Origin of the sequence: Kribbella sp. NBC_01510, assembly GCF_045040325.1 — a bacterium.
Classification (GTDB): domain Bacteria; phylum Actinomycetota; class Actinomycetes; order Propionibacteriales; family Kribbellaceae; genus Kribbella.
This window is the reverse complement of sequence record NZ_CP109418.1, coordinates 2,073,065-2,099,394: the sequence shown is the minus strand read 5'-3', so window position 1 is coordinate 2,099,394 and position 26,330 is coordinate 2,073,065. Positions and strand designations below refer to the sequence as shown.

The 26,330-nt window shown below is 68.8% G+C and carries 30 protein-coding genes; 19 read left to right on the top strand and 11 right to left on the bottom strand.

Going from position 1 to position 26,330, the window contains the following annotated elements:
- Nucleotides 1-55 precede the first annotated feature (55 nt).
- Nucleotides 56-286 carry a hypothetical protein gene (locus OG558_RS10445; RefSeq protein WP_012924486.1) on the top strand — a complete coding sequence of 77 codons (231 nt, stop codon included), beginning with the start codon at nt 56-58 and terminating at the stop codon, nt 284-286.
- Between the two features lie 227 nt (nt 287-513).
- On the opposite strand, the gene OG558_RS10440 is transcribed toward OG558_RS10445, so the two are convergent.
- Both OG558_RS10440 and OG558_RS10435 read right to left on the bottom strand, forming a co-directional pair.
- Nucleotides 514-879 carry a VOC family protein gene (locus tag OG558_RS10440; RefSeq protein ID WP_405070037.1) on the bottom strand — a complete coding sequence of 122 codons (366 nt, stop codon included), beginning with the start codon at nt 877-879 and terminating at the stop codon, nt 514-516.
- 76 nt (nt 880-955) lie between these two features.
- The gene (locus OG558_RS10435; protein ID WP_405070036.1) at nt 956-3,616 is read right to left on the bottom strand and encodes a BTAD domain-containing putative transcriptional regulator; all 2,661 of its coding nucleotides are present in this window, start codon (nt 3,614-3,616) and stop codon (nt 956-958) included.
- A gap of 76 nt (nt 3,617-3,692) precedes the next feature.
- Between OG558_RS10435 and OG558_RS10430 the strand changes: the two genes are divergently transcribed.
- The 5 genes from OG558_RS10430 to OG558_RS10410 are packed head-to-tail and all read left to right on the top strand — an operon-like array spanning nt 3,693 to nt 7,070.
- Nucleotides 3,693-4,634: a DUF1905 domain-containing protein gene (locus OG558_RS10430; RefSeq protein WP_405070034.1), complete on the top strand. Its 942-nt coding sequence runs from the start codon at nt 3,693-3,695 to the stop codon at nt 4,632-4,634.
- A gap of 42 nt (nt 4,635-4,676) precedes the next feature.
- On the top strand, nt 4,677-5,318 hold the full coding sequence (locus OG558_RS10425; RefSeq protein WP_405070033.1) for a DUF998 domain-containing protein: 642 nt from the start codon (nt 4,677-4,679) through the stop codon (nt 5,316-5,318).
- Nucleotides 5,315-5,764: a YdeI/OmpD-associated family protein gene (locus tag OG558_RS10420; RefSeq protein ID WP_405070032.1), complete on the top strand. Its 450-nt coding sequence runs from the start codon at nt 5,315-5,317 to the stop codon at nt 5,762-5,764. Before OG558_RS10425 ends, OG558_RS10420 begins: the two co-directional genes overlap by 4 nt.
- Entirely contained in the window at nt 5,764-6,120 is a 357-nt protein-coding gene (locus tag OG558_RS10415) for a YciI family protein (protein WP_405070031.1), read from the top strand. The genes OG558_RS10420 and OG558_RS10415 overlap by 1 nt, the downstream gene beginning before the upstream one ends.
- Nucleotides 6,120-7,070: a GNAT family N-acetyltransferase gene (locus tag OG558_RS10410; protein ID WP_405070029.1), complete on the top strand. Its 951-nt coding sequence runs from the start codon at nt 6,120-6,122 to the stop codon at nt 7,068-7,070. The genes OG558_RS10415 and OG558_RS10410 overlap by 1 nt, the downstream gene beginning before the upstream one ends.
- Before the next feature lie 66 nt (nt 7,071-7,136).
- Here the strand turns inward: OG558_RS10410 and OG558_RS10405 are convergent, their stop codons facing one another.
- Nucleotides 7,137-7,586 (bottom strand): M23 family metallopeptidase, encoded by a 450-nt coding sequence (locus OG558_RS10405; RefSeq protein WP_405070028.1) that lies wholly within the window; start codon nt 7,584-7,586, stop codon nt 7,137-7,139.
- A gap of 55 nt (nt 7,587-7,641) precedes the next feature.
- Between OG558_RS10405 and OG558_RS10400 the strand changes: the two genes are divergently transcribed.
- A complete protein-coding gene (locus OG558_RS10400; protein WP_405070027.1) occupies nt 7,642-7,797 on the top strand; it encodes a hypothetical protein in 156 nt (51 codons plus the stop codon).
- 106 nt (nt 7,798-7,903) lie between these two features.
- Here the strand turns inward: OG558_RS10400 and OG558_RS10395 are convergent, their stop codons facing one another.
- Both OG558_RS10395 and OG558_RS10390 read right to left on the bottom strand, forming a co-directional pair.
- Nucleotides 7,904-8,572 (bottom strand): excalibur calcium-binding domain-containing protein, encoded by a 669-nt coding sequence (locus OG558_RS10395; protein ID WP_405070026.1) that lies wholly within the window; start codon nt 8,570-8,572, stop codon nt 7,904-7,906.
- Nucleotides 8,573-8,648: 76 nt separating this feature from the next.
- Nucleotides 8,649-10,892, bottom strand: a complete 2,244-nt coding sequence (locus OG558_RS10390) for a HelD family protein (RefSeq protein ID WP_405070025.1) — start codon at nt 10,890-10,892, stop codon at nt 8,649-8,651.
- Between the two features lie 148 nt (nt 10,893-11,040).
- On the opposite strand from OG558_RS10390, the gene OG558_RS10385 reads away from it, so the two are divergent.
- The 3 genes from OG558_RS10385 to OG558_RS10375 all read left to right on the top strand — a co-directional run bounded on the left by OG558_RS10385 (nt 11,041) and on the right by OG558_RS10375 (nt 14,032).
- Nucleotides 11,041-12,264 carry a M4 family metallopeptidase gene (locus tag OG558_RS10385; protein ID WP_405070024.1) on the top strand — a complete coding sequence of 408 codons (1,224 nt, stop codon included), beginning with the start codon at nt 11,041-11,043 and terminating at the stop codon, nt 12,262-12,264.
- Nucleotides 12,265-12,350: 86 nt separating this feature from the next.
- A complete protein-coding gene (locus OG558_RS10380; protein WP_405070023.1) occupies nt 12,351-12,878 on the top strand; it encodes an NADPH-dependent FMN reductase in 528 nt (175 codons plus the stop codon).
- A 134-nt stretch (nt 12,879-13,012) separates the two neighbouring features.
- Entirely contained in the window at nt 13,013-14,032 is a 1,020-nt protein-coding gene (locus OG558_RS10375; protein WP_405070022.1) for an LLM class flavin-dependent oxidoreductase, read from the top strand.
- Here the strand turns inward: OG558_RS10375 and OG558_RS10370 are convergent.
- A complete protein-coding gene (locus tag OG558_RS10370; RefSeq protein WP_405070021.1) occupies nt 14,029-14,538 on the bottom strand; it encodes an Lrp/AsnC family transcriptional regulator in 510 nt (169 codons plus the stop codon). The two genes, OG558_RS10375 and OG558_RS10370, sit on opposite strands and share 4 nt — an antisense overlap.
- Before the next feature lie 139 nt (nt 14,539-14,677).
- Here OG558_RS10370 and OG558_RS10365 point away from each other — a divergent pair, with 139 nt between their 5' ends.
- Nucleotides 14,678-15,832 carry a trans-sulfuration enzyme family protein gene (locus OG558_RS10365; protein ID WP_405070020.1) on the top strand — a complete coding sequence of 385 codons (1,155 nt, stop codon included), beginning with the start codon at nt 14,678-14,680 and terminating at the stop codon, nt 15,830-15,832.
- Between the two features lie 77 nt (nt 15,833-15,909).
- Here OG558_RS10365 and OG558_RS10360 read toward each other — a convergent pair whose 3' ends face one another.
- Nucleotides 15,910-16,482, bottom strand: a complete 573-nt coding sequence (locus tag OG558_RS10360) for an ATP-dependent Clp protease proteolytic subunit (protein ID WP_329482969.1) — start codon at nt 16,480-16,482, stop codon at nt 15,910-15,912.
- A gap of 126 nt (nt 16,483-16,608) precedes the next feature.
- On the opposite strand from OG558_RS10360, the gene OG558_RS10355 reads away from it, so the two are divergent.
- From OG558_RS10355 to OG558_RS10340, 4 genes are read left to right on the top strand one after another with little or no spacing between them, the layout of a single operon-like run.
- Nucleotides 16,609-16,962 (top strand): helix-turn-helix domain-containing protein, encoded by a 354-nt coding sequence (locus OG558_RS10355; protein ID WP_405070019.1) that lies wholly within the window; start codon nt 16,609-16,611, stop codon nt 16,960-16,962.
- The gene (locus tag OG558_RS10350; protein WP_405070018.1) at nt 16,963-17,952 is read left to right on the top strand and encodes a pyridoxal-phosphate dependent enzyme; all 990 of its coding nucleotides are present in this window, start codon (nt 16,963-16,965) and stop codon (nt 17,950-17,952) included.
- Nucleotides 17,953-17,993: 41 nt separating this feature from the next.
- Complete coding sequence (locus OG558_RS10345) at nt 17,994-18,767, top strand: phosphotransferase family protein (protein WP_405070017.1); 774 nt, start codon at nt 17,994-17,996, stop codon at nt 18,765-18,767.
- The gene (locus OG558_RS10340) at nt 18,764-19,162 is read left to right on the top strand and encodes a GNAT family N-acetyltransferase (RefSeq protein WP_405070016.1); all 399 of its coding nucleotides are present in this window, start codon (nt 18,764-18,766) and stop codon (nt 19,160-19,162) included. The genes OG558_RS10345 and OG558_RS10340 overlap by 4 nt, the downstream gene beginning before the upstream one ends.
- Here the strand turns inward: OG558_RS10340 and OG558_RS10335 are convergent.
- Nucleotides 19,149-20,024 (bottom strand): hypothetical protein, encoded by an 876-nt coding sequence (locus tag OG558_RS10335; RefSeq protein ID WP_405070015.1) that lies wholly within the window; start codon nt 20,022-20,024, stop codon nt 19,149-19,151. The genes OG558_RS10340 and OG558_RS10335 overlap by 14 nt on opposite strands.
- A 100-nt stretch (nt 20,025-20,124) precedes the next feature.
- Between OG558_RS10335 and OG558_RS10330 the strand changes: the two genes are divergently transcribed.
- The 3 genes from OG558_RS10330 to OG558_RS10320 all read left to right on the top strand — a co-directional run bounded on the left by OG558_RS10330 (nt 20,125) and on the right by OG558_RS10320 (nt 22,933).
- Complete coding sequence (locus tag OG558_RS10330; RefSeq protein ID WP_405072139.1) at nt 20,125-20,694, top strand: DUF4865 family protein; 570 nt, start codon at nt 20,125-20,127, stop codon at nt 20,692-20,694.
- A 69-nt stretch (nt 20,695-20,763) separates the two neighbouring features.
- Nucleotides 20,764-21,993 (top strand): MFS transporter, encoded by a 1,230-nt coding sequence (locus OG558_RS10325; RefSeq protein WP_405072138.1) that lies wholly within the window; start codon nt 20,764-20,766, stop codon nt 21,991-21,993.
- A gap of 10 nt (nt 21,994-22,003) precedes the next feature.
- Complete coding sequence (locus OG558_RS10320; protein ID WP_405070014.1) at nt 22,004-22,933, top strand: DMT family transporter; 930 nt, start codon at nt 22,004-22,006, stop codon at nt 22,931-22,933.
- On the opposite strand, the gene OG558_RS10315 is transcribed toward OG558_RS10320, so the two are convergent.
- Nucleotides 22,855-23,547, bottom strand: coding sequence for a TetR/AcrR family transcriptional regulator (locus OG558_RS10315; RefSeq protein ID WP_405070013.1), 693 nt, complete (start codon nt 23,545-23,547; stop codon nt 22,855-22,857). The two genes, OG558_RS10320 and OG558_RS10315, sit on opposite strands and share 79 nt — an antisense overlap.
- Nucleotides 23,548-23,595: 48 nt before the next feature.
- Here OG558_RS10315 and OG558_RS10310 point away from each other — a divergent pair, with 48 nt between their 5' ends.
- The gene (locus tag OG558_RS10310) at nt 23,596-24,507 is read left to right on the top strand and encodes an SDR family oxidoreductase (RefSeq protein WP_405070012.1); all 912 of its coding nucleotides are present in this window, start codon (nt 23,596-23,598) and stop codon (nt 24,505-24,507) included.
- 3 nt (nt 24,508-24,510) lie between these two features.
- Here OG558_RS10310 and OG558_RS10305 read toward each other — a convergent pair whose 3' ends face one another.
- Together OG558_RS10305 and OG558_RS10300 are read right to left on the bottom strand one after the other, a co-directional pair.
- Entirely contained in the window at nt 24,511-25,152 is a 642-nt protein-coding gene (locus OG558_RS10305; protein WP_405072137.1) for an MBL fold metallo-hydrolase, read from the bottom strand.
- 149 nt (nt 25,153-25,301) lie between these two features.
- On the bottom strand, nt 25,302-26,288 hold the full coding sequence (locus tag OG558_RS10300; protein ID WP_405070011.1) for an Abi family protein: 987 nt from the start codon (nt 26,286-26,288) through the stop codon (nt 25,302-25,304).
- Nucleotides 26,289-26,330 lie beyond the last annotated feature (42 nt).

Genomic DNA, 26,330 nt, shown 5'->3' with positions numbered 1-26,330 from the left:
CGCTCGCTCCGCGCTCCCAGGCCGACCACCCCTCGAAGAATTGCCAGGAGGACCAGTGACAACCGCCACCGCCACCCAGACGTCTGAGCGCCGACGCGTCCGAGTCTGGTTCGGTGAGCACGTGATCGCCGACTACAACGCCGAGCCGGCGTTGGCCGAGCGGTACGCACACGCCATGAGCCGTCGTTTCGCCGGTCTTCGGGTCACCAACGACCCGATGCCCGCCGTCGACCGGCTCCCCGACCCCCTGCCCGGCGAGCGCATGTGGGACGTAGCCCCCCGCTGAGAAGACCCCCGGTACCTTTTCGCGTTCCGTTTCTCACCAGACAACCCACCCGGAACACGGCAAGGGTCGAGAACCTCACCTCGATCACCCATAGGGACCGGTCTTGGGCGGCGAGCGAGTGTTGGCGTTCTGCTCCTCGCTTGCCGCCATTTCTTCCCTGCAAATGCGCCTGACAACGCAAGACCGCGTCCGCACCGGAACCCCAAGTCCGGTGCGGACGTTTGTCGTCAGAGCCCGGCGTAGTACTCCGGCTTCATCTGGATGAGCTGGACGTAGTTGCCGTCCGGGTCGATCAGCGTGGCGAACCAGCCGACGCCGCGATCCTCCGGGTGCACCAGCCACTCGACCTCGAGCGTGCGCAGGTGGGCGGCCGTCGCCTCGATGTCCTCGACGGCGAAGTTCACGATGCAGCGGCCGGGCTCGACGGTCTTGGTGGTGACGTCGTCGCGGTGCTCGATGACCAGGCCGAAGCCGCCGAGGTTCAGGTTTCCGTACCCGTCGACCTCGGCGTGGAAGCCGTCGCGGTACCACGCCGTCAACCGGTCCGGGTCGGTACTGCCGAGCAACATGCTGTTCAGAACGGGCCGTGCCACGGTGTCTCCTCTGTCCGTCGAGCTGCCGATCAGCTCACACATCCAGTACGTCGGAGCCGCGCCGGCCGTCTCGACATCAGGGCCGGGTGATGAACTCCGTCACGATCGGTCCGAGCACCTCGGGTTCGACGTCGTGTGGCTGACCAGCCATCGTCAGCCGGCGCCCGCCCGGCAGCACCTCGGCGACGACCTGCGCGGTGTTGCGTCGCCAGTCCCGGCTCTCACCGCCGTCGATCACCAGCGCCGGCACGGTGATCGCGGTCGCCCAGTGGTCCGGGATCGTGAAGTCGCCCATCATCAGGGTGTCGTAGGCCAGGGTCGGCGCCAGCGCCTCGAGGTCCTTCCAGAGTGGAGCGGTCCGCAGCGGGGCGACCACCTCGGCCGGCATCTCCACCGCCGTGATCAGGAACAGTTCGGTGGCGTCGCCGTACCGGCCCTGCGCGACCAGCTCCTGCAACCGGGCGGCGAGATCGAGTGGCACCGATCGCGTGTCGTCGATGATGAACGGCGGTTCGATCAGCAACAGCCCGCTGATCGGCACACCACGCGCTGCCGCCTCCGCCGCGAACACGGCCCCCGTCGAGACACCGAGCGCGTACGCCGATCCACCCACGAGCTCGACGATCGCGGCCAGGTCCTCCAGCTCACGGTCGACCGCCCACGGCAGCACATCCCCGCTGTCACCGCGCCCCCGCCGGTCGTACGTCGCGACCGTGAACCCGTCGGCCAGCCACTTCGCCAGCGGGATGAACGTACGCCGGTCGTTCAGCGCTCCACCGACGAGCACGATCGCTGGACCGCTGTCGCCGTACACCTCGGCGACGATCGGCGTACCGTCGGCCGACCGCACGGTCTCGATCCGCGGGCGCCTTGCCGTAGGCAACGATCTCCGAGGCGGCGCGGCCTCGCCGTAGAGACCGCCCAGGTAGGCGAACAGCTCGCTGTGTCCGTAGAGCCGCGGCTCGGTGTGCTGCGCCAGCCCTTCGAAGTAGCGCTCGTACCGTCGCCGGACCGCCTCGACCTCGCCCGCCTCCTCCAGCCGCTGCAGGCAGAACGCCCGCACGGTCTCCAGCAGCCGATACCGGGACCCCGACGTCCCATCGACGCGGACGACGAGCGACCGATCGACCAGCCTGCTCAGGACTTCCGCGATCTCGGCCATCGGTACGTCGTCACCCGAGCACACGGTCTCGGCCGCGGCCAGCGTGCACCCGCCGGGATGCGGAGCGAGTCGACGCAGCACCGCCCGCTCGCGATCGCCGAGAAGATCCCAGCTCCACTCCACCATTGCCGACAGCGTCTGCTGGCGGTCCGGCAAACCACGCTGCCGGTAGCGATCGTCGAAGCGGTTGACCAGGTCGCGAACGTCCATCGCGCCCACCCGGCTCGCCGCCAGCTCCAGCGTGAGCGGCAGCCCGTCCAGCCGCCGGCACAAGGCCGCAACCGCGTCGATGTTGTCGCGGGTCAGCCTGAAGCGGGGATCGGCGGCCTCCGCGCGGACGACGAAGAGCTGCACCGCCGCGCTGTCAGCCGCGTCGCTCCCGGCGACCGGAAGATCCAGCGGCGGCACCGGATGGCGATGTTCGGCCGCGACCGCGAGCGGTTCCCGGCTAGTGGCGAGGATCCGCACACCGGGTCGCTCACGCAGGAGCCCCATCACCACCTGCGCGGCGGCCTCGATCACATGCTCACAGTTGTCGAGGACGACCAGTACATCGGAGCCAGGCTCAACCTTGGCTTCGACCGACTCCGCCACCTCATGGGCATCGGCTCCCGGTTCAAGCGTGGCGAGATCGACCATCCAGACGCCGTCGGGAGGAGTCACGCGGCGAGCCGCCGCGAGGGCGAGGCTCGTCTTGCCCACGCCACCGGGACCGGTCAGCGTCACCAGCCGCGCCGCCTGGAGCTGCGCCACCACTTCGTCGATCGCGGCATCCCGGCCGATCAACTCCGTCACCGCGGCCGGCAGGTTGGTCTTGCGCTGCGCCGACGCCGATGGTTCCGACGTGAGGATCGTCTGCTGCAGTGCGACCAACTCGGCATTCGGATCCAGCCCGAGCTCCTCGCGTAGCCGATCCCGCAGGTCGGCGTAGCTCGCCAACGCCTCCGCCTGCCGCCCGGCCTGATGCAAGGCCTTCAGCTGTACGGCGCGCAGCCGCTGGCGCAACGGATTGCGGGCGACGAGTTCGGCCAGCTCGGCGACCAGTTCCTCGTGTTCGCCGAGGACGAACCGGGCTTCGGCGTACGCCTCCTGCACGGCGAGCCGTTCCTCGTCGAGCCGGTCGATGGCCGCCCGCGCGAACGCGTCCGCCGCGACATCGGCGTACGCCGGACCTCGCCACACCGTGAGCGCGTCGGCAAGGGTCGCGGCGCGCATCTGTGCGCTCCCGGTCTGCCGGGCGCGGGTGGCAAGCGCGCGGAAGCGACCCGAGTCGAGCTCCTCGGGCGCCACCGACATCAGATAGCCGGCCGGCCCGGTCCGGACCAGCTCCCGCGCGCCCGGCTCGGCCTCGTCGAGCGCACGGCGCAGCTGGGACACGCGAGTCTGCAGGGTGGCGGTCGGGTTGACCGGAAGCTCGTCACCCCACAGGTCGTCGATCAGCGTTGTCGCGGCGACCGGGCGCCCGGCGTGCAGCAAGAGATCGGCCAGCAGCGCCCGAACCTTCCGATCCGGGATCCGCACCGCCTGGCCGTCGTCGGTCCACGCGGTGACCGGCCCAAGCACGCCGAAACGCATGCGGGTCAGCCTAAGGCCGGAAAGCCGTCGGTGAATCCGGAAGTTGTGTGTCCGGAATGGGGCCTAGTCTCTGGGCATGGATCAAGAGTTCGTCGGCGAGGTGATCGAGTGGCGCGGGCCGGCGCCGTACTACTTCGTGCCCGTGCCGGAGCAGGAAAGTGCCGTCCTGCGGGGCGCGGCCTCAGCCGCCGGGTACGGCTGGGGGATGCTGCCGATCCGCGTTCGGATCGGCAGCGCCGAGTGGAAGACGTCGCTGTGGCAGAAGGACGGTGGCTACCTGCTTCCGCTGAAGGACGCCGTGCGCAAACCCGCAGGACTGGACGCAGGCGACGCGGTGGACATTCGGCTCATGTTCGACGCGCAGCCCCGGAGGCAGAAGAGGCCGCCGGCCAAGCGGGTGCCGGTTCCCCGCCCGACGGGCTCGCGGGAGCCGGTCACCGCCGAGCAACTCACGATCGTTCCGGCCAACGAGGCGGCTTGGGAGGACCTGCAGGCGGTCTTCGGCACGACCGGTGAGACCGCACGGTGCTGGTGCCAGCGGTTCCGGATGCTGCCCAGGGAGTCCTGGGCGTCCGAAGGTCCCGAAGAGCTCGCCGCCCGGCTCCGCGACCAGACCGCCTGCGGAAACCGAAAGGCACGGGCGACGAGCGGCTTGGTCGCGTATCTCGACGGCGAGCCCGTCGGCTGGTGCGCTGTCGCGCCGCGGGCGGACCACCCGAGGCTGCTCCGCGACTTCCGCGTCCCGTGGCTGGGCCGCACCGAGGACAAGGCGGACACCACCGTCTGGGCCGTGACCTGCTTCGTCACCCGCGTCGGCTACCGGCGCCGAGGAGTCGGCCGCGCGCTCGCCCGTGCGGCCGCCGGGTTCGCCCGTGAGCGCGGCGCCCACGCTGTGGAGGGCTACCCGGACCTCGTGGACGGCGGGTTCGTCGGCACTCTCGCCATGTTCGCCGATGCCGGGTATGCCGAGGTGAATCGGCCGGGCACACGCCGCGCCGTCATGCGTATCGACTTCTGAGCCCAAAGAGTTTCTGAAGCGGCTGCTCGCAGGCTTGCGGGCATGACAACCACCACGAAGCAATCCACAGCATCACTTCTCCTGGCGGGCGCGCTCGCCGGCCCGCTGTACGTCGGCATCGGCACCATCGAGGCGATCGTCCGCGACGGCTACGACATCCGTCGCCACTCGCTGAGCCTGCTGGCGAACGGCACCGGCGGCTGGATCCACTCCACGATGATGGTCGTCACCGGCCTGCTCACCGTCGTCGGCGCACTCGCCCTCCGCCGGGCCGGACTCCGGTCGCGCTGGGCCTGGGGCGGCATCCTCGCGTACGGCGCCGGTGTCGCCGCCGCGGGCCTGATGCGCGCCGACCCGGCCGACGGTTTCCCGATCGGTACGCCGCCTGGGCTGCCGGAGACCGTCTCGTGGCACAGCTTCGGTCACATCATCGCCGGGTTCATCGGATTCATCGGCCTGATCGTCGCCTGCTTCGTCGTCGCCCGCCGCTTCGGCCGCGACAACGAGCGCGGGTGGTCGCGCTTCTCGCTGATCACCGGCATCGTCTACATCCTCGGCCTGGTCGGCCTGGCCACCGGCAGCGGCACCGCGGTCGTCAACCTGGGCTTCACGGTCGCGGTGATCGTGGGCTGGGCCTGGTTGACTCTGTTGATGGTCCGCACTCGCACGGAGGAGATCCGATGAAGTTCACCGCCGAACTCCTGTCCACCGGCAAGAACACGGCCGGCTTCGTCGTCCCGGACAGCGTCGTCGAGTCCCTCGGCGGCGGCGCGCATCCGAAGGTCAGCGTCATCGTCAACGGCTACACGTTCCGCACCTCGATCGCCCGGATGGGTGGCCGCTATCTGCTCGGTTTCAGCGCCGAACGCCGTACCGAGGCCGCGGTCACGCCCGGCGAGGTGCTCGACGTCGAGGTGGACCTCGACACGGCTCCGCGCGAGCTCGACGTACCCGTGGAACTGGCCGCGGCGCTGGCCGCGGATGCGAAGGCCAAGGAGTTCTGGGAGACGTTGAGCTACAGCAAGCAGCAGTGGCACGTCCTGCAGGTGACGGGGGCGAAGACCGAGGAGACCCGGGACCGGCGGATCGAGAAGTCGATCGGGATGCTGCGCGAGGGCAGGGCGCGCTGATGCGCTTCATCGCCGTGTTGCGGACTGCCGAAGCGCACGGGTTCCCGCCGCCGGAGCTGGCCGAAGGAATCGCCGCGCTGGGGGCGGAGGCGTCTCGCCGCGGGGTGCTGATCGACACGGCCGGGTTGTTGCCTCTCGCAACGGCCACCCGGGTCGGGGTCTCCGGTGGTGAGCTCACCGTCACCGACGGCCCGTGCGGAGATCCCACCCCGCTCGGCGCGTACGCCGTGTACGAGGTGGCCACCCGCGACGAGGTCATCTACTGGACCAAGCGCTTCATGGACCTCCACCGTCGTACCTGGCCGGGCTGGGAGGGTGAGTCGGAGATCCGCCAAGTGGTCGGGCCGGAGTCCTGATGGGCTGGCCCGCTGGAGTGACGACGGGACAGCTCGGGCCTGAGCACCCACCGGCTGCGGTCGTGGTGGCGAACGCGATCGCCACCGCCGACGACAGCGGCAGGTACGTCACCCTCGACGACTTCGCCGACGAGCTCGACGGTGCGGACTCGCTGGGCGTATGGCTCGGCGGCCGGCTCGCGGGGTACGGCCTCGTCCCGCCGCCGGACGTGGTCGACGGGCAGCCGATCGTCACGCTCAGGGGCGGCATCGACCCTGCGTTCCGGCGACGCGGTCTCGGCGGGCCACTCCTCGACTGGCAACTGCGGCGCGCGGCGGAGCAGGGCGAGGTCGTCGACGTCACGGTCCAGCCGGTCAACGCCGGTGGCCTCGCGCTGGTCGCGAGCCGGGGGTTCCGGCCGATCCGCTACTACCGCGTGATGCGGCGCTGGTACGACGATCAGCCGGTGCGGGTGCCGTCGCTGCCCGACGGGTTCGCGATGATCGGATTCGACCCGCGGTACGACGAACTGCTGCGGCTCACCTACAACGAGATCTTCACCGGCCAGTGGGGATTCCTCCCCAAGAGCGAGGAGCACTGGACGAAATGGTTCACCAGTCACCACGCCTTCCGGCCGGAGTTGTCGAGGATCGTGGTCGACGGCGATCGGATCGCGGCGTTCGCGCTGGGCTATGAATTCACGGTCGACACCGAACAGACCGGCGTACGCGAGCTGTGGATCGGGCAGGTCGGTGCGCTCGAGGAGTACCGAGGTCGTGGGCTGGCCCGGGCAGCCATCAGCGCCATACTGCGGGAAGGTCAGGTGGCTGGGTTCGAGCGGTCCGCGCTCGGCGTGGACGCGGACAATCCGACGGGAGCCTCCCGGCTGTACGAGTCGCTCGGCTTCGTTACCGTGACGAGCGAGATCCAGCAGCGGCTCTCGCTCGTACGACGGAGTACGGAGAGCTGATGTCCGGCGCGCGCCAACGTCGACGTGATGCCGCTCGGTGATGCGCTGCTCGGTCTGGCCTTCGTGTCAGCAGTACGTCCGGCAACCACGGTCGACGCCGTACGAGCGTCTGGTCCTGGCGACCAGCGAGACAGGTGAGAGTTGGCCACCGTCGTGCCAGCTGTTGAGGAACGCCTGCGGTGGCACGGCCCCACGCCGGATCCACCACACACCCGCGGCCGTCGGCCAGCTGATCGCAAAGTGCAGATGCGGCGGCGTGAAGCGAGCACTTCCGGTCTTGCCGGTCCGCGCGAGCACCTGCCCGGCCCGCACCGACACCCCCGGACGAATCCCAACCTCGATCGCCGACAGATGCGAGCCGTAGTACCGCACACCGTCAACGCCCACGACCGACACCGACAGTCCGCCCCGATCCGCCCCCACATTGGTCTTCGGATCCCACGCGTCCACCCGTGTCACCTCGTCGACCCGCCCGTCGACCGGTGACACGAACCGGCACCCGACCTTCGCAAACACGTCCGACGCCGGATAATCATGGTGACTCTGCGAAGCATCCGCCCGACATCCGGCGATGGGGAACACGTACCGAATCCGCGCCGCCGAAGGCCGAACAGGCACCGTCGTACGCCGCGTCGGCCCGGCGGTCGGCGTCCGCTCAGGTGTCGGCTTAGGCGTCGGCTCGGGCGTTGTCGCGACGCGCGTCGGCGTCGCGACCGGCCCGCTCTGACTACTCGGCTGCCCACGCTCGAAGACACCGGCCGACGACAGCGCGAAGATCCCAGCGGCCGCGACAACCACCGCACACGTCAGAAAAACCGCCCAGACCCGACCCGTCACGGGAACCAGAAGGCGTTGACCGCCGCCGTCGAATACACCGTCTCGCAGGGAATCCCGTTCTTGTCCGCGTCCATTCGCTGTGGCATGTCGTAATACCACCAATAGGCGACGGCCTGCGCGTACGTCGCTCCCCGAGCCGCGAGATCCCGGCAGAACAACCCAGCCGTCCACGGCACGACGCCGGTCACCTCACGCCCGTTCCAGTACGCGGCGACATCGCTGCGCGAATAGACGGTCTCGCACGGGATTCCGTTGCGGTCGGCATCCATCTGGTCCGGCTGGCCGTGCAGCCGCCAGTAATCGATCGCCGCCACGTAGCTGTACCCCTTGGCCTTCAGGTCCCGGCAGAAAAGTCCCGCGGGCAACGATCGTACGTTGCCGGCAACCTTCGGTGCTGCAGGTGCGGACGACGTCGTGGTGCCTTCGACGGGCGGTGCGACGGTCCGTGTCGCCACAGAGACGGGCGCCGCCGGCGCGGACGCCGGCGTGCTGGCTGCCTGCTTCGACGGATCATCCTTGGTCATCAGCACCAGCAACCACGCTAGCAGGACGAGGATGACCCCGACCGCGACTCCGGCCAACGCTGCCAGGGTCGCGTTGCCGCGTTCATGACCGAGGCGACCGGGCTTGTGACAATGCGTGCGCGAATGCAGTTCTCCATTCATGATTCCCCCCGCTGTCATTGAAGCTCCGGGGGTCATCGGTGTCCACGGTTCATCGGCAGAGCAGCTGCGCCGACCCCTAGTCCCAGGCGGCGGAGTCCTGGAGTACGTCGGGAAGCGTGCCGACGACTCCGAGTCGTTGGGTGCATCGGGTCAGAGCGACGTACAAGTCCCGCAGACCGCGCGGGGACTCGATCACGATGCCGTCGGGGTCGACGACCAGGACGGAGTCGAACTCGAGGCCCTTCGCCTCGCGCGCGCTCAGGACCGTGACGCCGGCGAGGTCGGCGACCGCCTCCTGGACGAGTTCGAGCCGGCTGCGGGACGTGATGACGCCGACCTGGCCGTACTGCGTCTCCTCGGCAGCGATCTTGTAGACGTACAGGGCCTGCTCGGCGGCGGGCACGTCCGCGTGCCACGGCTTCACGCCGGTGGACCGGACCGAGCGTGGTGCTCGCGCGGAAGGGTCGACCTCGCGCAGTACGTCCTGAGCGAGATCCATCACCTCGGCCGGGGTGCGGTAGTTCAGCGTGAGCTCGGCCGGTCGCCAGCGATCGCCGAAGGTCTCGCCGAGCGCGGCCGACCAACTCGTCCCGCCACCGATCGCGCCGGTCTGCGCGACGTCGCCGACCACGGTCATCGAGCGCAGCGGGCAGCGGCGCGCGATCGCCCGCCACGCCATCGGGGTCAACTCCTGCGCTTCGTCCACGATCACGTGCCCGTACGTCCACCGCCGGTCGGCCGCGGCGCGGTCCGCGAGCGTGCGGTCGTCGTCCGCCTCGAACCGCTCGGCCAGCATCTCGGCGTCGAGGATGTCTTTCGCGGTCAGAACCTCTGACTCGTCTTCATCGTCGAAGTCGGTCGAGCCGGAACCGGACAGCACGTCCAGCGCCCCCTGCGCGTAGGCGACCGCCCGGGCCCGGGCCGCACGCTCCTTCGCGGCTTCGGTGCCGTCGTCGCCGAGCAGCTCCGCGGCTTCGTCGAGCAGGGGTACGTCGGACGGACTCCAGTCATCGCCGTACCGCAGGAGGTGCTCGCGGTCGAGTGCGGTCAGCTGCGGTGCCGCCAACGCCAGCCGGTCCTCGTCGCCGTACAGATCCTCGAGGAGTTTCTGCGGACTGAGCAGCGGCCAGAGCTGGTCGAGCAGTGCTTGGACCGCGGGCTCGGCGAGGACTTCCTTGCGCAGCTCCGAGAGCTCGTAGTCGTCGAGCAGGTTCTCGCCGTCGAGTGGATCGGTGCCGATCAGGTCGGAGTACTGGTTCGTCAGGTGGTCGACGATCTCGGTCCGGAAGTACGGGCGGGCTTGGTTGTGGGTGAGGTTCCGGCCCCGGGCGCGCTCGCGGGCCGCGAGGCAGACCTTCGGGTCGAGTTCGAGGTCGGTCCGGTCGACGGTGAGCTGGACCGGACGGTCCGGGATCCACTGCCGGTCGGCGACCGCCTTGGCGATCACGTCGGCCATCACCACGCGACCCTTCACCTCGGCGCTCTCGGCGGTCTCCGGCCGGGTTGCAGTCAGGCCCGGGTACAGCTCGGCGACGGTGACGAGCCGGACACCGTCCTCACCGAGCGACGGGAGCACCTGGCCGATGAACCGCAGGAACGCCGCATTCGGCCCGACCACCAGAATTCCACGCTTTTCCAGAAGCTCTCGATGCGTGTAAAGCAGAAATGCGGCTCGGTGCAACGCGATCGCAGTCTTGCCGGTGCCAGGACCGCCCTGGACGACCAGGATTCCGGGCAGCTCGGAGCGGATGATCCGGTCCTGATCGGCCTGGATCGTCTGCACGATCGACTCCATCTGGCCGGTCCGCCGAGCCTCGAGTGCCTTCAGCAGAACGGCCTCGCCGATCACGCCGGTCCCGAGCTTGGACGCGTCCGCCGCATCCCGCTCCAGATCGAGTTGCTCGTCCTGGACGTCGACCACGTTCCGCAGCCGGGTCTGGATGTGCCGGCGCCGGACGACGCCGTGGTTCGCCACCGCGGTCGCGATGTAGAAGGGCCGTGCGGCGGGTGCACGCCAGTCGACCAGGAGGGGTTCGTAGTCCGCGTCGTGGAGGCCGATCCGGCCGATGTGCAGGATCTCGCCGTCGGCGGCGTCGAGGCGGCCGAAGTACAGGCCCTCCTCGGCGGCGTTCAGCCGGGCCTGGCGGAGCTTGAGGTCACGGATCCGGCCGTCGCGCTGGTGCAGGGCCTGGGCGTTGCGGGTCTGGACCAGTTGCTCGTCCCGGGAGCGCTCCTCCGTGCGCTCGCGCTCGGCGTCCAGCGCGGCGTAGAACGTGGTCAGGTGCGCCTGTTCGGCGTGGACCGGATTCGGCAATTCCAACCCCTCGTGGTAAAATTCATCGCCTTGGCTCCCAGAATGGTTTTCTGCATTTCTGGTCGCAGCCACAAATCCTTGAGTTTATCCGCTGTCAGAGGATTTCTGTACTGCGGTCTGTCCCCGGATCCACCCGGTGGGGCACGATCTGAGGATGGTGTCCCACTACATCGTCCCGCCGTACCTGCTCGAGCAGCTCGAGCGCACCGTGGACGACCCCAACCTCCGCGCCAGGTATCGCCAGTCGCTGCAGCACGACGCCGTACTGCGAACACGTCCCGCGGCCGGCCTCGGCCGGGCGACCGCGGAAGGCGGTCTGCGCCGCGAGGTGTACGACGCGGAGCACGGCACGAACCTGCCCGGCAGCCCGGTCCGCGCCGAAGGTGAGGATCCCGTCGAGGACCTGGCCGTGAACCAGGCGTACGACGGGACCGGCGCGACCTGGACGATGTACAACGAGTGCTTCGGCCGCGACTCCATCGACGGCGAAGGTCTCGTGCTGACATCGACGGTGCACTACGACCGCGGGTACGCGAACGCCTTCTGGGACGGTGCTCAGATGGTCTTCGGCGACGGGGACGGGGAGATCTTCGGCAACTTCACCGGGTCGATCGACGTCACCGGCCACGAGCTCACCCACGGCGTGACGCAGTACACGGCGAACCTCTCCTACGAAGGCCAATCCGGCGCGCTGAACGAGAGCATCTCCGACGTCTTCGGCTCACTCGCCAAGCAGCACGCGCTCGGCCAGAGCACCGAAGAGGCCGACTGGCTGATCGGGGCCGGCCTGTTCATGCCCGGCATCCGGGGCGACGCACTGCGGTCGATGAAGGCACCGGGCACGGCGTACGACGACCCGCGGCTCGGCAAGGACCCGCAGCCGGACCACATGTCGGGCTACATCGAGACCGAGGACGACAACGGCGGCGTCCACCTCAACTCCGGCATCCCGAACCGCGCGTTCTACCTCACCGCGGCCGAGATCGGCGGCAACGCGTACGACGACGCCGGCAAGATCTGGTACACCACGCTGACCTCCGGCACGCTCTCCGAATCCGCCACCTTCGCCGAGTTCGCCGAAGCGACGCAGGCGAGCGCGCGGAACCTGTACGGCGAGGACTCGACCCAACTGGCCGCCGTCACCCACGCCTGGCAAACCGTCGGCGTCCTTCCCGCCGACCAACCCACCACCGATCAACCCGACGCCACCGGTCAGCCTGATGCGACCGGCCAGCCTGATGCGACCAGCCAGCCTGGCGCGACCGGCCAGCCCGATCTCATGACCGCTGCCCAGACCGAACTGCAGCCCAGCACCCCACCCTCGCTGCCACCCCCTTCCGAGAGCGGCGGTTCGTCCAGCGGGAAGTCGACCGACTGACGATGCGGAGCCGGCTCTGGCGTCTCTCGACAGGTGATGAGACAGCGTTTGACCTCAAGTCTTGTTGAGGTACTAGCGTCGTTCGCGTGACTGTTCACCCGCTGCGTCTCGCGCTGCTGACACGCAACGTGGACGCCGGGCGGTTCGGCACCCTGGTGACGCGGTGGTTCGCCCGCGAGTGCGAGCGGAGTGACGAGTTCAAGCTCGACCTGGTCGACCTCAGCGCTGTTCCGCTCGCGGGATTGCCGGCGCGGATCGAGGACGCGGACGCAGTGGTGATCGTCACAGCCGAGTACAACCATGCGTATCCGGGCGACCTGAAGACCGCGATCGACGCCGTCCGCCGGCCCTGGTACGGCAAGCCGATCGCCTTCGTCGTGTACGGCGGCCGGTCCGGCGGACTGCGCGCGGCCGAACAGCTGCGGCTGGTTTTCGCCGAACTTCATGCGATCACCATCCGCGACACCCTCGGCTTCCACGAGGACGACTTCACGCCGGCCGGCGAGCCCATCGATCCGACGACACCGGCCGCGGCCGCAGCACAGCTCCACCAGCTCGCCTGGTGGGCCCGCCCACTGCGGGACGCTCGCGCCCAGGCGCCGTACCCGGGCTGAGCGGATCCCAGGCACTCACCAATCACGGTCTTGTCGCTCGCTCCACGCTCAGCGCCTGGTTGCGACGCCAGTTGATGAGTGCTGGGCGGTCCGCCCCGGAATAGGCCGGGGCCAGGCGCGGTTGCTGATTCAACGTGACAGCCGAACCGATGCCCCTGTCCGTGCTCGACCTCTCGCCGGTGCCGACGGGATCGCGGCCGTCGCAGGCGCTGCACGAGACACTCGAGCTGGCCCGCACCGCCGAGGCCGCCGGATACCACCGCTACTGGCTGGCGGAGCACCACAACATCCCCAGCGTGGTGAGCACGAGCCCCGAGGTGATGATCGCGGCCGTCGCCGCCGCCACGTCGAGCATCCGGGTCGGCTCCGGCGGCATCATGCTGCCGAACCACTCACCGCTCAAGGTCGCCGAGACGTTCCGCGTCCTGGCCGGTCTCTATCCCGACCGCATCGACCTCGGCATCGGCCGCGCGCCCGGCACCGACCAGCGCACCGCGCTCGCCCTGCGCCGCAGCCGGGAGACGCTCGGTGCCGACGACTTCCCCGAGCAGTACGCCGAACTCCGCGCGTACGCCGAGGGCTTCCCGAGCGGCCACCCGTTCGCCCCGATCTCCGCCCAACCGGACGACGTCCCGCTGCCGCCGGTGTGGATCCTCGGCTCCAGCACGTACGGCGGCCAGGCGGCAGCCGCCCTCGGGACCGGTTTCGCGTACGCCGGTCACTTCGGGACTCTGGACCCGGCCGGCGTCATCGCGTCGTACCGCGAGAACTTCCAGCCCTCGGATCACCAGACGTCGCCGCACGCGATCCTCGCCCTGGCCGCGATCGTGTCCGACACCGAGGAGCGCGCTCAGCAACTGGCCCGCGCCAACGCCCTCTCCATGCTCCGCCTCCGCTCCGGCCGCCCGGGCCCACTCCCGTCCCCCGAGGAAGCCGAGTCCTACCCCTGGTCCGAAGGCGAACTGGCCGCCGTCGAAGAATGGTCCGGCCTGGTCTCCGTAGGCACCCCCGAGCAGGTAGCCGCCGACCTTCTTCACCGAGCCAAGTCCGCCGGCGCCGACGAGTTGATCATCACCACCAACATCCACAACCCGGCCGAACGCCGCCGCTCCTTCCAGCTCCTGGCCCAGGAGTGGGGCCTGAAGCCCCGCTAGCCCCCAGCACCCCGCACGTGCTCGAAGATCAGGCTCGTCTCGGCGTGCACTACAGCCGGGTCGGCGGTCAGGTGATCCAAGACGAATTCACGCAGCGCGTCCGGCGAGGCGGCTGACACGTGCAGCAGGTAGTCGTTGGCGCCGCTGACGTGGAACAGGGACAACACCCCGGATAGGCCGGGGACTTTGCCGCGGAAGCGGTTGATCTCGTCGCGGGAGTGAGCCCCGATGCGGATCGCGATCAGGGCCTGAAGCGGCTGGCCCAGCGCGGCCAGGTCCACGTCGGCGTGGAAGCCGCGAATCACCCCGCGCTCGCGCAGGGAACGCACCCGGGTCAGGCAGGTGGACGGCGCGATGCCGGTCGCCTCGGCAAGGGCGTTGTTCGGCATCCGGCCGTCGGCGGTGAGCAGCCGGACCAGTTCCCGATCCACCTCGTCGAGCCCGCCAGACCCTGCGCCTGGAACTGGCCGCGGGGCCGGTCCCGGCGTCCGACGATCCTTCGGCATGGCACCAACTGTAGAGCGCGTCTACAGAATCCACAGCGTGTGGATGAGCCTGTGGATGAACTTTCTTCGGATCTCTTGCACTCTCTCCGCAGAAGATTCCATCCTCAGCCTCGACTGCCAGCTGTGGAGGAGGCCCCCGATGACCCAGCTCGACACCCGGTCCGTGCACGCCGGCCGCGACGACCTGACCGCGCTCGGCGTCCACGTCCCGCCGATCGACCTGTCCACGACCTACCCGCTCCCCGACGTCGGCACCGGCGGGACGTCGTACGACGAACTCACGCAAGGCCACGGGCCGGACGGCGGCAGCCTCGTCTACCAACGCTTGTGGAACCCGACCGTCGCGCGCTTCGAGGACGCCCTTGCGGAGCTCGAGCACACCGACGGCGCCGTCGCGTTCGGCTCCGGCATGGCCGCGCTCACCGCCTGCCTGCTCGCCGCTGTCGCCGCGGGCCGCCCGCACGTGGTCGCCGTACGGCCGCTGTACGGCGGGACCGACCACCTGTTATCCACAGGCCTGCTGGGGACAACGGTCACCTGGGCTGAAGTCACCGAGGTCGCCTCAGCCGTTCGGGCGGACACCGGGCTCGTCATCGTGGAGACGCCGGCCAACCCGACGCTGGAGTTGGTGGACATCGCGGCCGTGGTCGCGGCGGCGGGCGACGTACCGGTGCTGGTGGACAACACGTTCGCGACCCCGATCCTCCAGCAGCCGGCTCGGCACGGGGCGAGCCTGGTGTTGCATTCGGCAACCAAATACCTGGGCGGGCACGGCGACGTCATGGGCGGCGTGGTCGCGGCCGGCGTGGAGTGGGTCGGCCGGCTCCGGCAGATCCGCGCAGTGACTGGTGGCCTGCTGCACCCGTTGGCGGCGTACGAACTGCACAGGGGACTGCAGACGCTGCCAGTGCGAGTACGGGCGCAGCAGGCGACCGCCATCAAGGTCGCCGACTGGCTCTCCGCCCAGCCCACCATCGAGCAGGTCTACTACCCAGGCCTCTCGGACCCCCAGGCCCTGATCGGCCGGCAACAGTCAGGCCCCGGCGCCATCCTCGCCTTCACGCTGACCGGCGGCTACGAGGCGGCCGCTCATGTAGCCGGCGCACTGAAGCTGATCACCCACGCCGTGTCATTGGGCGGCGTAGACACCCTGATCCAGCACCCCGCCGCCCTGACCCACCGCCTGGTCACCCCCGAGGCCAAGCCCAGCGAAGGCCTCCTCCGCCTGAGCCTCGGTCTCGAAGACCCCGAAGACCTCACCACCGACCTCTCCCAAGCCCTCACCCAGCTCTGAAGACCACCTTGGGCACGGGCCAACCATTTTCGGCGCCGAAATCTGGTTGGCCGGTGCCCAAAGGTGGGGGGAACACGTTAGGTGGCGACGGCTACGGGGCGGGTGAGGACTCGGTCGATGATGCCGTAGTCGCGGGCTGCGTCCGGGGTGAACCAGCGGTCCCGGTCGAAGTCCGTGGTGATGGTGTCGAGGGGCTGGCCGGTGCGGTCGGCGATCAGTTGGGCGAGGTCCTCACGCGCCTTGATCGCCTGTTCGGCCTGCACCTTGATGTCGCTCGCCGTACCGCCCATCCCGCCCGTCGGCTGGTGCATCATGATCCGAGCGTGCGGCAGTGCGTACCGCTTCCCCGGCGTACCGCAGGTCAGCAGCACCTGCCCCATCGACGCGACCATCCCCATCGCGTACGTCGCCACGTCGTTGCTGATGAAGCTCATCGTGTCGTAGATCGCCAGCCCGGCCGACACCGAGCCGCCGGGGGAGTTGATGTAGAGCGAGATGTCCGCCTTCGGGTCCTCGGCGTTCAGCAGGATCAGCTGCGCGCACAGCGCGTTGGCGTTCTCGTCCTTGATCTCGTCGCCGAGGACGAGGATGCGCTGCCAGAGCAGGCGCTCGTAGATGTGACGGTCCAGGTTGTTCGGTAGCTCGCTCATGGTCTCCAGCGTGTGGGTGAGCGTCCGGAAACGGTCAGGAATCTGCCCGTGGCAGATATGCCCGCCGCAGACCCCGCCGGGATGGCACACTCGTTACAGGACATCAGGAGGCGAGGAGGACCAGACGTGTTGCTACGCCAGGTGATCGGGAACGTCTTCCGCCGGTTGCGGCGCGAGCGGGGGATCACCCTGCGCGAGCTCGCGGAGCTGGCTCAGGTATCGGTTCCCTACCTGTCCGAGATCGAGCGCGGCCGCAAGGAGCCGTCCTCGGAGATCCTCGCCGCGATCTGCCGCGCCCTGGAGCTCGAGCTGACCGACCTGCTGGCCGAGGTGCAGTTCGACCTCGCCACCGCGGTCCGCTCCACGCTGCCGGTCCGCCTCCAGACGGCGGCGATCCGGGTCCAGCAGGCGCCCCAGCGCATCACATCGTCCCCGCACGCGTACTCCGGCACCGCCCAGGCGTTTGCCCTGGTCGCTTAGTTGGCGCGCTGGTACAGCAACCCGTCCGCGAGGTCCTGGCGTACGACGCCTGCACCGGCCGAGGTACTGGCGTTCCACCAGAGCCTCTCCGGCTATCGCTCGACTCCGCTGACGCCTGTCCGGTCGCTGGCGGCTGAGCTGGGTGTCGGCGAAGTCCTGGTGAAGGACGAGTCGCAGCGGCTCGGCCTGCCCGCGTTCAAGGCGCTCGGCGCATGGTGGGCGATCCACCGCACGCTCCAGGACCGCTCTGGCCCGGTGGAGCTCGTCACCGCGACTGACGGCAACCATGGCCGTGCCGTCGCGCGCCGAGCCACCATGCTCGGTCTGTCGTCCCACGTGTTCGTCCCGGACGTGGTGAGTGACACAGCGATCGACGCCATCCGCGCCGAGGGTGCCACGGTGACCGTCGTACCCGACTCGTACGACGCCGCGGTCGCCGAGGCAGCGTCGTACGCGTCAGGTACTCGCCTGCTGATCCAGGACTCGGCGTGGCCTGGCTATGAGGTGGTGCCGCAGCACATCGTCGACGGCTACTCGACTCTGTTCCGGGAGATCGACGTACGGCCCGATCTGGTCGTCGTACCGATGGGTGTGGGGTCGATAGCGCAGGCGGCCGTCACGCACTACCGCAGCGGGTCGATCACCCCAGCGCTCCTCGGTGTGGAGCCCGCCAGCGCCTCCTGCGTCACCACTAGCCTCCTGGCCGGCGAGTTGGTCACAGTGCCGACCGGCAAGACCGCCATGGCCGGCCTGAACTGCGGTACGCCGTCCACTCTCGCCTGGCCCGTACTGCGCTCAGGACTCGACTACTCGGTCACAGTCGACGACGAGGCGGCGCTTGAAGCCACCGCCGACCTCGGAGCCGCCGGAATCTCCTCAGGTCCCAGCGGAGCCGCCACCCTGGCCGGACTCCGAGCCGCCCGGGACCGCCTGGACCTGAATCCCGGCAGCACAGTCATCCTGATCAGCACGGAAGCGGCCCTCCCATAAATCAGGTCCGGTCGCAGAGCGATCGCGCCTAGCCTGACCGGATGCCGAACCACGTGAAACGCCGTGATCCCGCGGCAGCAGGGTCGATACCGGCGGTGCTGAAGATGTTCGAGTCCGAGGTGCGGTTCTACCGGGAGATTGCGCCGGTCGTCGGCGTCCGCGTGCCGGCCTGCTACCAGGCCGAGGAGAACGCGGACGGGACCCGGCTGGTGCTGGAGGATCTGTCCGCCTGGACGCCCGGCGCAGAGCCGGCGGTGGGCGCCGCGGCGATGCGAGACCTGCATGATCGATGGGTCGGCCGCGCTCACCTGCTGTGGCCCTGGCTGCGGCCGCTCGGAGCAGGTGAGGACCTGGTGGCCGACCTGTTCGATCGGACCTGGCCGGAACTAGCCGCGCGGTCGGATGTGTCGGCACCGGTGCGCGAGGTGGGGGAACGGCTCGTTGGGCACGTCGTGGACGCTGAGCGCGATATTGCGCGAGCCGGTGACCTGACCATGGCTCACGGCGACGCCTCGGCCCAGAACCTGCGGACCGGTCCGGGCGGTGAGGTCGCGTTCCTGGATTGGGAAGACGTCTCGGCGGCACCAGGCGTACTGGATCTCGCCTGGTGGCTGGTGTCGTCTGTGCAGCCGGAGCGGTGGAGCGAGGCCGTGGACGCGTACGGCACGAGCCAGGGACTCGTCGAGGTCATGCCGTCGACGATGGTGCAGGGCTACCTCACCATGGCGGACTATCCGGACGGCTCCGAGGTCGCCGCGGCTTGGAACGCCCGCCTGGAAGCGGCCTCGGCCTTGCTGGCAGCAGGACGCCTGTGACTGTGCACTACGAGGTGCGGTTCCCGGTTGACGACCGCGACCTGTCCACACTTCACGCGCTGGCATTCGAGAGTGTTCTCGAGGTGCAGCAGTGGGCGGAGCGGTTGGAGCGGTGGGCGCTGACGTGGGTGGGGGCCTTTAGCAACGATCAGCTGGTCGGGTTCGTGCAGGTGTGCTGGGACGGCGGTGCCCACGCGTTCGTGCTGGACACCGCCGTTCATCCTGACTACGGCCGGCAGGGCATCGGCAAGCAGCTCGTCCTGACCGCGGCGGAGGAGGCGAAGGCTGCCGGATGTGAGTGGCTGCACGTCGACTACGAGCCGCATCTGACCGCCTTCTACGTGGACGCGTGCGGCTTCCGTCCGACCGATGCCGGGCTGCTCAAACTCCGATAGCTGTCAGGCGCTCGGTCGAGATGCAGGAGGTCAGGCAGCGTTCCTTCTGGTCGCCCAGCAGGTCAGCGGTCCACCGGGTGAATCCACCGTCGCCCAGGCCCTCCCCGTCCCGGTCGATGCCGAGCGCCGTGCCGGAGTAGTAGTTGGCGCTCTTGGTGCGTGCCGTGTCCTCGGTGAAGGCGATCTTCAGCGCGGGGCGGACCGTGTCGTCGATCCGCTCGCGGACCGCCGACGGCGTGAACATCGTGAAGGTGAGCTCGGCGGTGTCTCCCAGGACGTCATGCCAGAAGTTCAGGTGATCGATCAGCAGCGCGGCCTCGGTCCGTCCCGAGCCGCTGTCCCGCGCGCTCGACACCAAACCGAACAGCTCGAAGTGCGCGGACATCCCCGGCCCGTCGAACGGTTGTGCGCGAAGGACCCGCTGGCACGCGGCCAGGTCGACCCGATCCTGCCCGGCACGACGCCGTACGGCGGCCTCGATCGCGAGCTCGTTGGTCGGGTCGCTGGCGACCTCGGTGCCGCGGATCGTGCCCACCACCTGGTTCTGGTTGATGGTTGCGACCGCCGAACACGTCCCGAGCGGTGTCACCGGGGACAGCTCGACACCTTCGAACCGCGCCGGCAGCCGTTCCCACAGCCGCTGCCGGGTCTTCACCAACTGCCGCGGGTCGGCGGGCGACGGTCGCACGAAACGGTCCTGCTGCCACCGCTGCAGCAACCTGGCCGGCGTCACCTTGGCGGCGCGTTCGCGGCTCACGTCCAGCAGCACCGACTGCAGTTCGGACGCACTCAACCCGTTGACGAGGGCGTCCCGGCTACCTGCCGGCAGCTTCGCCCAGAACCGCTCGATGACATCGCTCATCGCCCTACTGTGACGGACTCCCCACTGTCGGCGCTCGTCAATTACGCCTGTACCTACTAGTATGTTCGGGACTCGACCGAGAGGGTGTGCCGTGGACGCGATGCAGTACGAGATCACCTTGCCGACCGACTACGACATGGGGATCATCCGGCGCCGGGTGGAGACGAACGCGCCCAGGCTGGACGACTTCGAGGGCATGGGACTCAAGGCGTACCTGATCCAGGACCGGGCGAACGGCGCGATGGTCAACCAGTACGCGCCCTTCTACCTGTGGAACGACCAGGCCGGGATGGCCAAGTTCCTGTGGGGCGGCGGATTCTTCACCGGGATCTGTACGTCCTTCGGGCGGCCTCCGGTTCGGCACTGGGCCGGGGTTGACGTGCTCGCGGGTCCGGATCTGGATCAGCCGGCGCTGAGCGCGACCAAGCACACGCAACTGCTGGAGCCCGACGTGGACCCGGCCGAGCCGATCGCGGCGGCGGTGGAGACGCTGCAGCGCACCGCCTCGCTGGAGGGGGTCCACACCGCGGCGTTGGCCGTGGATACGGCTCGCTGGGAGCTCGTCCACTTCACCTTGTGGAGCGGACCCGAGCCGGGTGCGGTGCCGGGGACGCGGTATCAGGTGCTGCACTTATCCACACCTGGCACAAAAGAACTGCTGGGGCGCTGAAATCGCCGTATCTTCTTGGACATGAGATACCCGAGCCCGCACCTTTGACGCCCTGACCGCCCCGACCGCCTGCCGCGCGGTCTGTCCACGCGCATCGTCGCCTACGAGGCGCTGCACGACTTCATCCCGCTGTATCCGCTGTACCAGTTGCTGTTCGCCGATCACGGATTGTCGGCAGCCCAGATCTCGACGCTGTTCGTCATCTGGTCGACGACCGCGTTCGTCCTCGAGGTGCCGTCGGGCGCCTGGGCGGACACGTACTCCCGGCGCACGCTGCTGGTCCTCGGTGCACTTCTCAGCGGGCTTGGGTATGCCGCGTGGATCACGCTGCCGTCGTTCGCCGGCTTCGCGCTCGGCTTCGTCCTGTGGGGAACGTCGTCGGCGCTGATCTCCGGCACCTTCGAAGCGTTCATGTACGACGAACTCGCGGCCCGCGACCGCACCGACCGCTACGCGAGCCTCCTCGGCCGGGCCAGGTCCGCGTCGTTCGTGATGAACCTCGCGGCCACTGCCTTGGCCACCCCGTTGTTCGACCTCGGCGGCTACACACTCGCCGGCGTCGTCAGCGTGCTCAGCTGCCTGGTGCAGGCGGCGGTGGCGTTGTCGCTTCCCGAAGCCCAGCCGGTGGAGACCGCCAGAGATTCGGAGGAGCCGGGGTCGAGGGCGGCGTTCACCAACTACCTCCACATGCTGCACTCCGGCGTGACGGAGGTGCTGACCAGCCGGCTGGTCAGACGCGCTGTTGCCTTGGTTGCGTTGCTCGGGGGCTTCCTGGCGTTCGACGAGTACTTCCCGTTGCTCGCCCGGGAGGCCGGTGCCACGACCAGCGCGATCCCGCTGCTGATCGCCGGAACCGTGGCAGCACAGGCGATCGGGGGTGCGTTCGCGGGACCGGCCTACAAGTTGCCAGCGGCAACCTTCGCGGTGGGGTTGGCGGCGACGGCGGTGCTGATCGCGGCCGGGTCGCTGAGCCGGTCGGCCTGGGGGTTCCTGCCCATCGCGGTTGGTTACGGCCTCATGCAGCTGGTGATCGTGGTGTCGGAGTCCCGGCTGCAGGACGCGATCACCGGTCCGGCCCGTGCGACCGTGACGTCGGTCTCGGGCTTGTTCGCCGAGGTCTTCGCAGTCGCGGTGTACGCGGGGTTCGCAGTGGGTTCGATCTGGTTCCCGATGTCGATCCTGGTTGCTGCGCTGACGATCCCGGTCGTGCTGACGGCGCTCGTCGTACCGTTCGCGCTGCCGCCGCCAGGCGGTGCGGCGCCTGACAATTCGGTGTCCACCGAAGTGAAGGAGATCTAGTGTCACCAGCATGAGGAAACAAGGGCTGCTGGCCGGCGGCGCGGCCGCGGTAACGGTGGTGTTGTGGGCATCGGCGTTCGTCGCGATCCGCCATGTCGGTCAGGAGTTCTCGGCCGGCGCCCTGTCCCTGGGCAGGCTGCTGGTCGGGAGTGTGCTGCTCGGCATCTTCGTGTTCACCCGGCCGCGTCACTGGCCGGCGAAGGCGGACTGGAAGTTCCTGCTGATCTGCGGCCTGCTCTGGTTCGGTGTCTACAACCTCGCGCTGAACGAGGCCGAGCACAGGCTCGACGCCGGGACGACGGCGATGCTCGTGAACATCGGCCCGCTGCTGATCGCACTGCTGGCCGGCGTTCTGCTGCACGAGGGCTTCCCGCGCCAGTTGGTGATCGGCAGCGTCGCCGCGTTCGGTGGTGTCGTCCTGATCGGTCTGTCGTCCTCCTCGGGGAGCGCCGAGACCTGGGGTGTCCTGCTCTGCCTGGTGGCCGCGGCCGCCTACGCCATCGGGGTCGTGTCGCAGAAGCCACTGCTTGCTCGGCTGCCTGCGCTCGAGGTGACCTGGCTGTCATGCCTGATCGGCGCGATCGCGTGCTTGCCGTTCGCGCCGACGCTGGTCCGGGAGACCGCCGACGCGCGGCCGTCGACCATCTGGTGGGTGGTCTTCCTCGGTGCGTTCCCCACCGCGATCGCGTTCACCACGTGGGCCTACGCGTTGGCGCGGACGACGGCCGGTCGGATGGGCGCGACGACGTACCTGGTGCCGCCGTTGACGATCTTCCTCGGGTGGCTCCTGCTCGACGAGAGTCCGGCGCCGCTGGCCTACCTCGGTGGGCTGCTCTGCCTGATCGGCGTCGCGATCTCGCGCTACCGGCGGCGGACCGTGGCCCCGATGCCCGCGGTCACGGTGGACAGTCCGGATTCGAAGCCGCTGTCGAAGTCGTAGGCAAGACCTTCGGGGCCGAGCTCCTGGACGATGCGGGTGAGGATCGGCGCCTTGCCCGCGGGCAGCCCCTCGACGCGGGTGAGCAGATCGGGAGCCAACTCGAAGGTGTCGGCGCGGACCGATGCCTCGCCCAGGCTGAATCCGTGGATGAAGTCGATGAGCGTGTTCGCCGACTCGAAGATTTGTCGCGGTGACAGGCCGGCCCGGTCGAGTGCGCGGTAGAACGGCTCCATCGTGACCACCACGACGTCCGACACCGCCGAGGTGTCCGACAGGACCTGCAGTGCGAGGTTCGGGTGCGCCTGGAGCGCGTTGCGATAGGCGCGCGCCGCGTCCTTCAACTGCTCGTCCCACGGCACGGCATCGCCCGGGTCCGGGTACTCGAGGCCAGCGAAGACCAGCTCGGCCAGCCCTGCCAGAACGGCGGCCTTGTTCGGCAGGTGGTGGTAGAGCGACATCGGGTTGACCTCGAGGGTCGCGGCGAGGCGGCGCATGGTCAGCGCGTCGATCCCTTCGTCGTCGACGATCCGCAGTGCTGCGGTCAGGATCGCCTCCCGGCTCAACCGCTCCTCCCCGGCCCGGGGGCGCCCGGAGCGGTTGCCAGCCTTAACCATACGTCGTATGGTACATAATCCTACAGCGTATGGAAAAGGAGTGCGGGCATGAAGTCGTTGGCGGGGAAGGTGGCGCTGGTGACCGGGGCGACTCGGGCGGCCGGGCGGGGGATCGCGGTCGAGCTCGGCGCCGCCGGTGCGACCGTGTACGTGACCGGCCGCAGCACCCGGGCCGCGCGGTCCGAGATGGACCGGCCGGAGACGATCGAGGACACCGCGGAACTCGTCGACGCCGCCGGCGGCCGCGGCATCGCCGTACCGGTGGATCATCTGGACCCGCAGGAGGTCAGCGACCTGATCGATCGGATCGAGCGCGAGCAGGGCTCGCTGCACATCCTGGTGAACGACATCTGGGGTCAGCACGGCGAGCCCGAGTGGGACAAGACCGTATGGGAGAGCGACCTCGAGGGTGGTCTGCGGTTGCTGCAGTTAGGCATTCACACGCACGCGATCACCAGTCACTACGCGCTGCCGCTGCTGATCAAGTCACCCGGCGGACTCGTCATCGAGATGACCGATGGGACGAACGACTACAACGCCGACCACTACCGGGTGTCATTCTTCTACGACGTCGCGAAGGGCGCCGTCAGCCGGATGGCGTTCGCGCTCGCCCGCGAACTCGACCAGTACGACGCGACCGCCGTACTGCTCACACCCGGCTGGCTGCGGTCCGAGGCGATGCTCGACGGGTTCGGCGTGACGGAGGCGAACTGGCGCGACGCGACCGAGCGGATCCCACACTTCGCGATCTCCGAAAGCCCGTCGTACGTCGGCCGCGCGGTGGCGGCCCTCGCCGCGGATCCCGACGTACACCGGTGGAACGGCAAGTCCACGTCCAGCGGCGAACTCGCCCAGCTCTACGGTTTCACCGACCTCGACGGCAGCCGCCCCGACGCGTGGCGCTACATCATCGAGGTTCAGGACCCCGGAAAACCCGCAGACACCACCGGCTACCGCTGACGCCTACAGCTTGTACGGCGGGCACACCACATCGCCGGCGCCCGCCGAGGCGACCGGCCGAGCATCACCCGACAGCGCCGCATGCGGATGTGATGCGGCGAGCGGGATCCCGAGAGCGGCCGCCATCGCGAGCACCTCCCGTCGCGACGTCACGGCCACTGCCGGATCCCGTTCGTACACATAGGTGAGCTCAGGCCACCGAGCCTGCGCCGGATGTACGAGCACATCGCCACCAAGCACCGCCCGCGAGGTCACCACCGACTGATGCCCAGGCGTATGCCCCGGCGTCGGCACCAACCGCATCCCGTGCAGCGCGGTCTCCCCATCCACCACCCGCAACTGCCCCGCGTCCACAATCGGCCGAACCATCCGCTCGTACGTCGTCCCACCCTGCACGTGCTCGACCTCATCCCGCTGCACCACATACTCCGCATTCCGAAACCGCGGCACCGACCCATCCGCACTCCACCCCACATGATCCAGATGCACATGCGTCAACACCACCGCGTCAACCTCATCAGCCCGAACCCCAGCCACCTCCAGCAACCCAGGCAACCGCCCCACCACCCCCAACCACTCAGCCGCCTCCCCACCCGCCGGCCCCACTCCCGCATCCACCAACACAACCCCCGCATCCCCAGTCACCAAGAAGCTGTGAAAATGCAGCAACCACCCCGCCTCACAAACGTTCCCCGGCACTACTCCAGCGGTCCACTCAGCATGCTCCGCACCCCACTCCGGCAACGCCTCCTCGACGTCTTCCGGAAACACCGCCACCGCATCACACAGCACCGTCACGTCCACCCGGAACCTCCTCTCAACCCGACCCACGGCTGCTCGGCCAACCAGCCGCTGGGGAAGCCCAGCTCTTGAATCCGACGTCCGCAGGCAGGGATCTCGTGGTTGATCAGCTGTCCGACCCTCGCAACCCACCGCGGACCTTGTCCGATTCGGGCCAGCAGGAATGCGACGATGCACAGCGTCGAATAGATCCGGAAGTGCGACACGTGACGATCGGTCAGATGCCGTAGGTCGGGGATCGAGCGCAGATGGCGCGGCGCGATCTGATCGGCGAGATTCCTGTTCCACAGGCGAGAATGGTGGGCGCAGACGTTGCGGATGTAGTTGAGGACTCGCAACCAGTTGGCCAAGGCGCCGCCGTTGCCGTCATCGTGCCGGTCCAGGATCCCAAGCCTGGCAGCGATCTCGTTGCGGTCCTGTGCTTTCAGCCCCTGGATCAGGTAGCTCATCGAGCCGAAATCCAGAATCTCGGTCATCACCCACACCCGGAGCCGGCCGTCGTACTTGTGCTGGAAGTGCAGTACGAAATCCTCCGACGACCTGCCTTGTGCCGTCAGCACCTTGTGCAGCCATCGGTCATAGGTGCTTGGCCGTCCGCCGCCCGACTGGGTGAAGCGGCCGTCGAGGTTTCGTCCGTCGAGATGTGCGTAGGCGCCGCGCCGTTCGAGCGTGAAACCGATCATGACCCGAACCCCGATCTCAATGCGCTCGAGAGCGTCGAGGACGTGCAGTTTCAGCCGGCGATCAGCGTCGTACAACTGCACGATCTGCCGGAAGGTGGTGCCTTCGACGAACTCGTCGGCACGGTTCGCGCCGTCCAGTCGGCGGCGGTAGGAGTACCAGTAGCCACTGAGGCGGTAGTACCCGACGACGCTCAGCAGGTGCTCCGCTTCGGCTTCGTCGTCGATGATCAGTCCCCTTCTCTTCAGTAGCCCGACTTGGTCGGCGAAGGCGAGATGAGGCTTGGTGTAGGTAGTCACGGAAGTCCCCCAGGGAAAAGAAAACCAGCCCGTGCCCTGAGG

Bases quoted from the DNA above. Each gene is read 5' to 3' on its own strand.
- OG558_RS10330 (WP_405072139.1), top strand. From the start codon at position 20,125: ATGCAGTACGAGATCACCTTGCCGACCGACTACGACATGGGGATCATC.
- OG558_RS10365 (WP_405070020.1), top strand. From the start codon at position 14,678: ATGACCCAGCTCGACACCCGGTCCGTGCACGCCGGCCGCGACGACCTG.
- OG558_RS10370 (WP_405070021.1), bottom strand. From the start codon at position 14,538: ATGCCGAAGGATCGTCGGACGCCGGGACCGGCCCCGCGGCCAGTTCCA.
- OG558_RS10335 (WP_405070015.1), bottom strand. From the start codon at position 20,024: ATGAGCGATGTCATCGAGCGGTTCTGGGCGAAGCTGCCGGCAGGTAGC.
- OG558_RS10410 (WP_405070029.1), top strand. From the start codon at position 6,120: ATGGGCTGGCCCGCTGGAGTGACGACGGGACAGCTCGGGCCTGAGCAC.
- OG558_RS10360 (WP_329482969.1), bottom strand. From the start codon at position 16,482: ATGAGCGAGCTACCGAACAACCTGGACCGTCACATCTACGAGCGCCTG.
- OG558_RS10395 (WP_405070026.1), bottom strand. From the start codon at position 8,572: ATGAATGGAGAACTGCATTCGCGCACGCATTGTCACAAGCCCGGTCGC.
- OG558_RS10385 (WP_405070024.1), top strand. From the start codon at position 11,041: ATGGTGTCCCACTACATCGTCCCGCCGTACCTGCTCGAGCAGCTCGAG.
- OG558_RS10345 (WP_405070017.1), top strand. From the start codon at position 17,994: ATGCCGAACCACGTGAAACGCCGTGATCCCGCGGCAGCAGGGTCGATA.
- OG558_RS10315 (WP_405070013.1), bottom strand. From the start codon at position 23,547: ATGGTTAAGGCTGGCAACCGCTCCGGGCGCCCCCGGGCCGGGGAGGAG.
- OG558_RS10320 (WP_405070014.1), top strand. From the start codon at position 22,004: ATGAGGAAACAAGGGCTGCTGGCCGGCGGCGCGGCCGCGGTAACGGTG.
- OG558_RS10430 (WP_405070034.1), top strand. From the start codon at position 3,693: ATGGATCAAGAGTTCGTCGGCGAGGTGATCGAGTGGCGCGGGCCGGCG.
- OG558_RS10435 (WP_405070036.1), bottom strand. From the start codon at position 3,616: ATGCGTTTCGGCGTGCTTGGGCCGGTCACCGCGTGGACCGACGACGGC.
- OG558_RS10400 (WP_405070027.1), top strand. From the start codon at position 7,642: ATGGGGAACACGTACCGAATCCGCGCCGCCGAAGGCCGAACAGGCACC.
- OG558_RS10425 (WP_405070033.1), top strand. From the start codon at position 4,677: ATGACAACCACCACGAAGCAATCCACAGCATCACTTCTCCTGGCGGGC.
- OG558_RS10310 (WP_405070012.1), top strand. From the start codon at position 23,596: ATGAAGTCGTTGGCGGGGAAGGTGGCGCTGGTGACCGGGGCGACTCGG.
- OG558_RS10420 (WP_405070032.1), top strand. From the start codon at position 5,315: ATGAAGTTCACCGCCGAACTCCTGTCCACCGGCAAGAACACGGCCGGC.
- OG558_RS10415 (WP_405070031.1), top strand. From the start codon at position 5,764: ATGCGCTTCATCGCCGTGTTGCGGACTGCCGAAGCGCACGGGTTCCCG.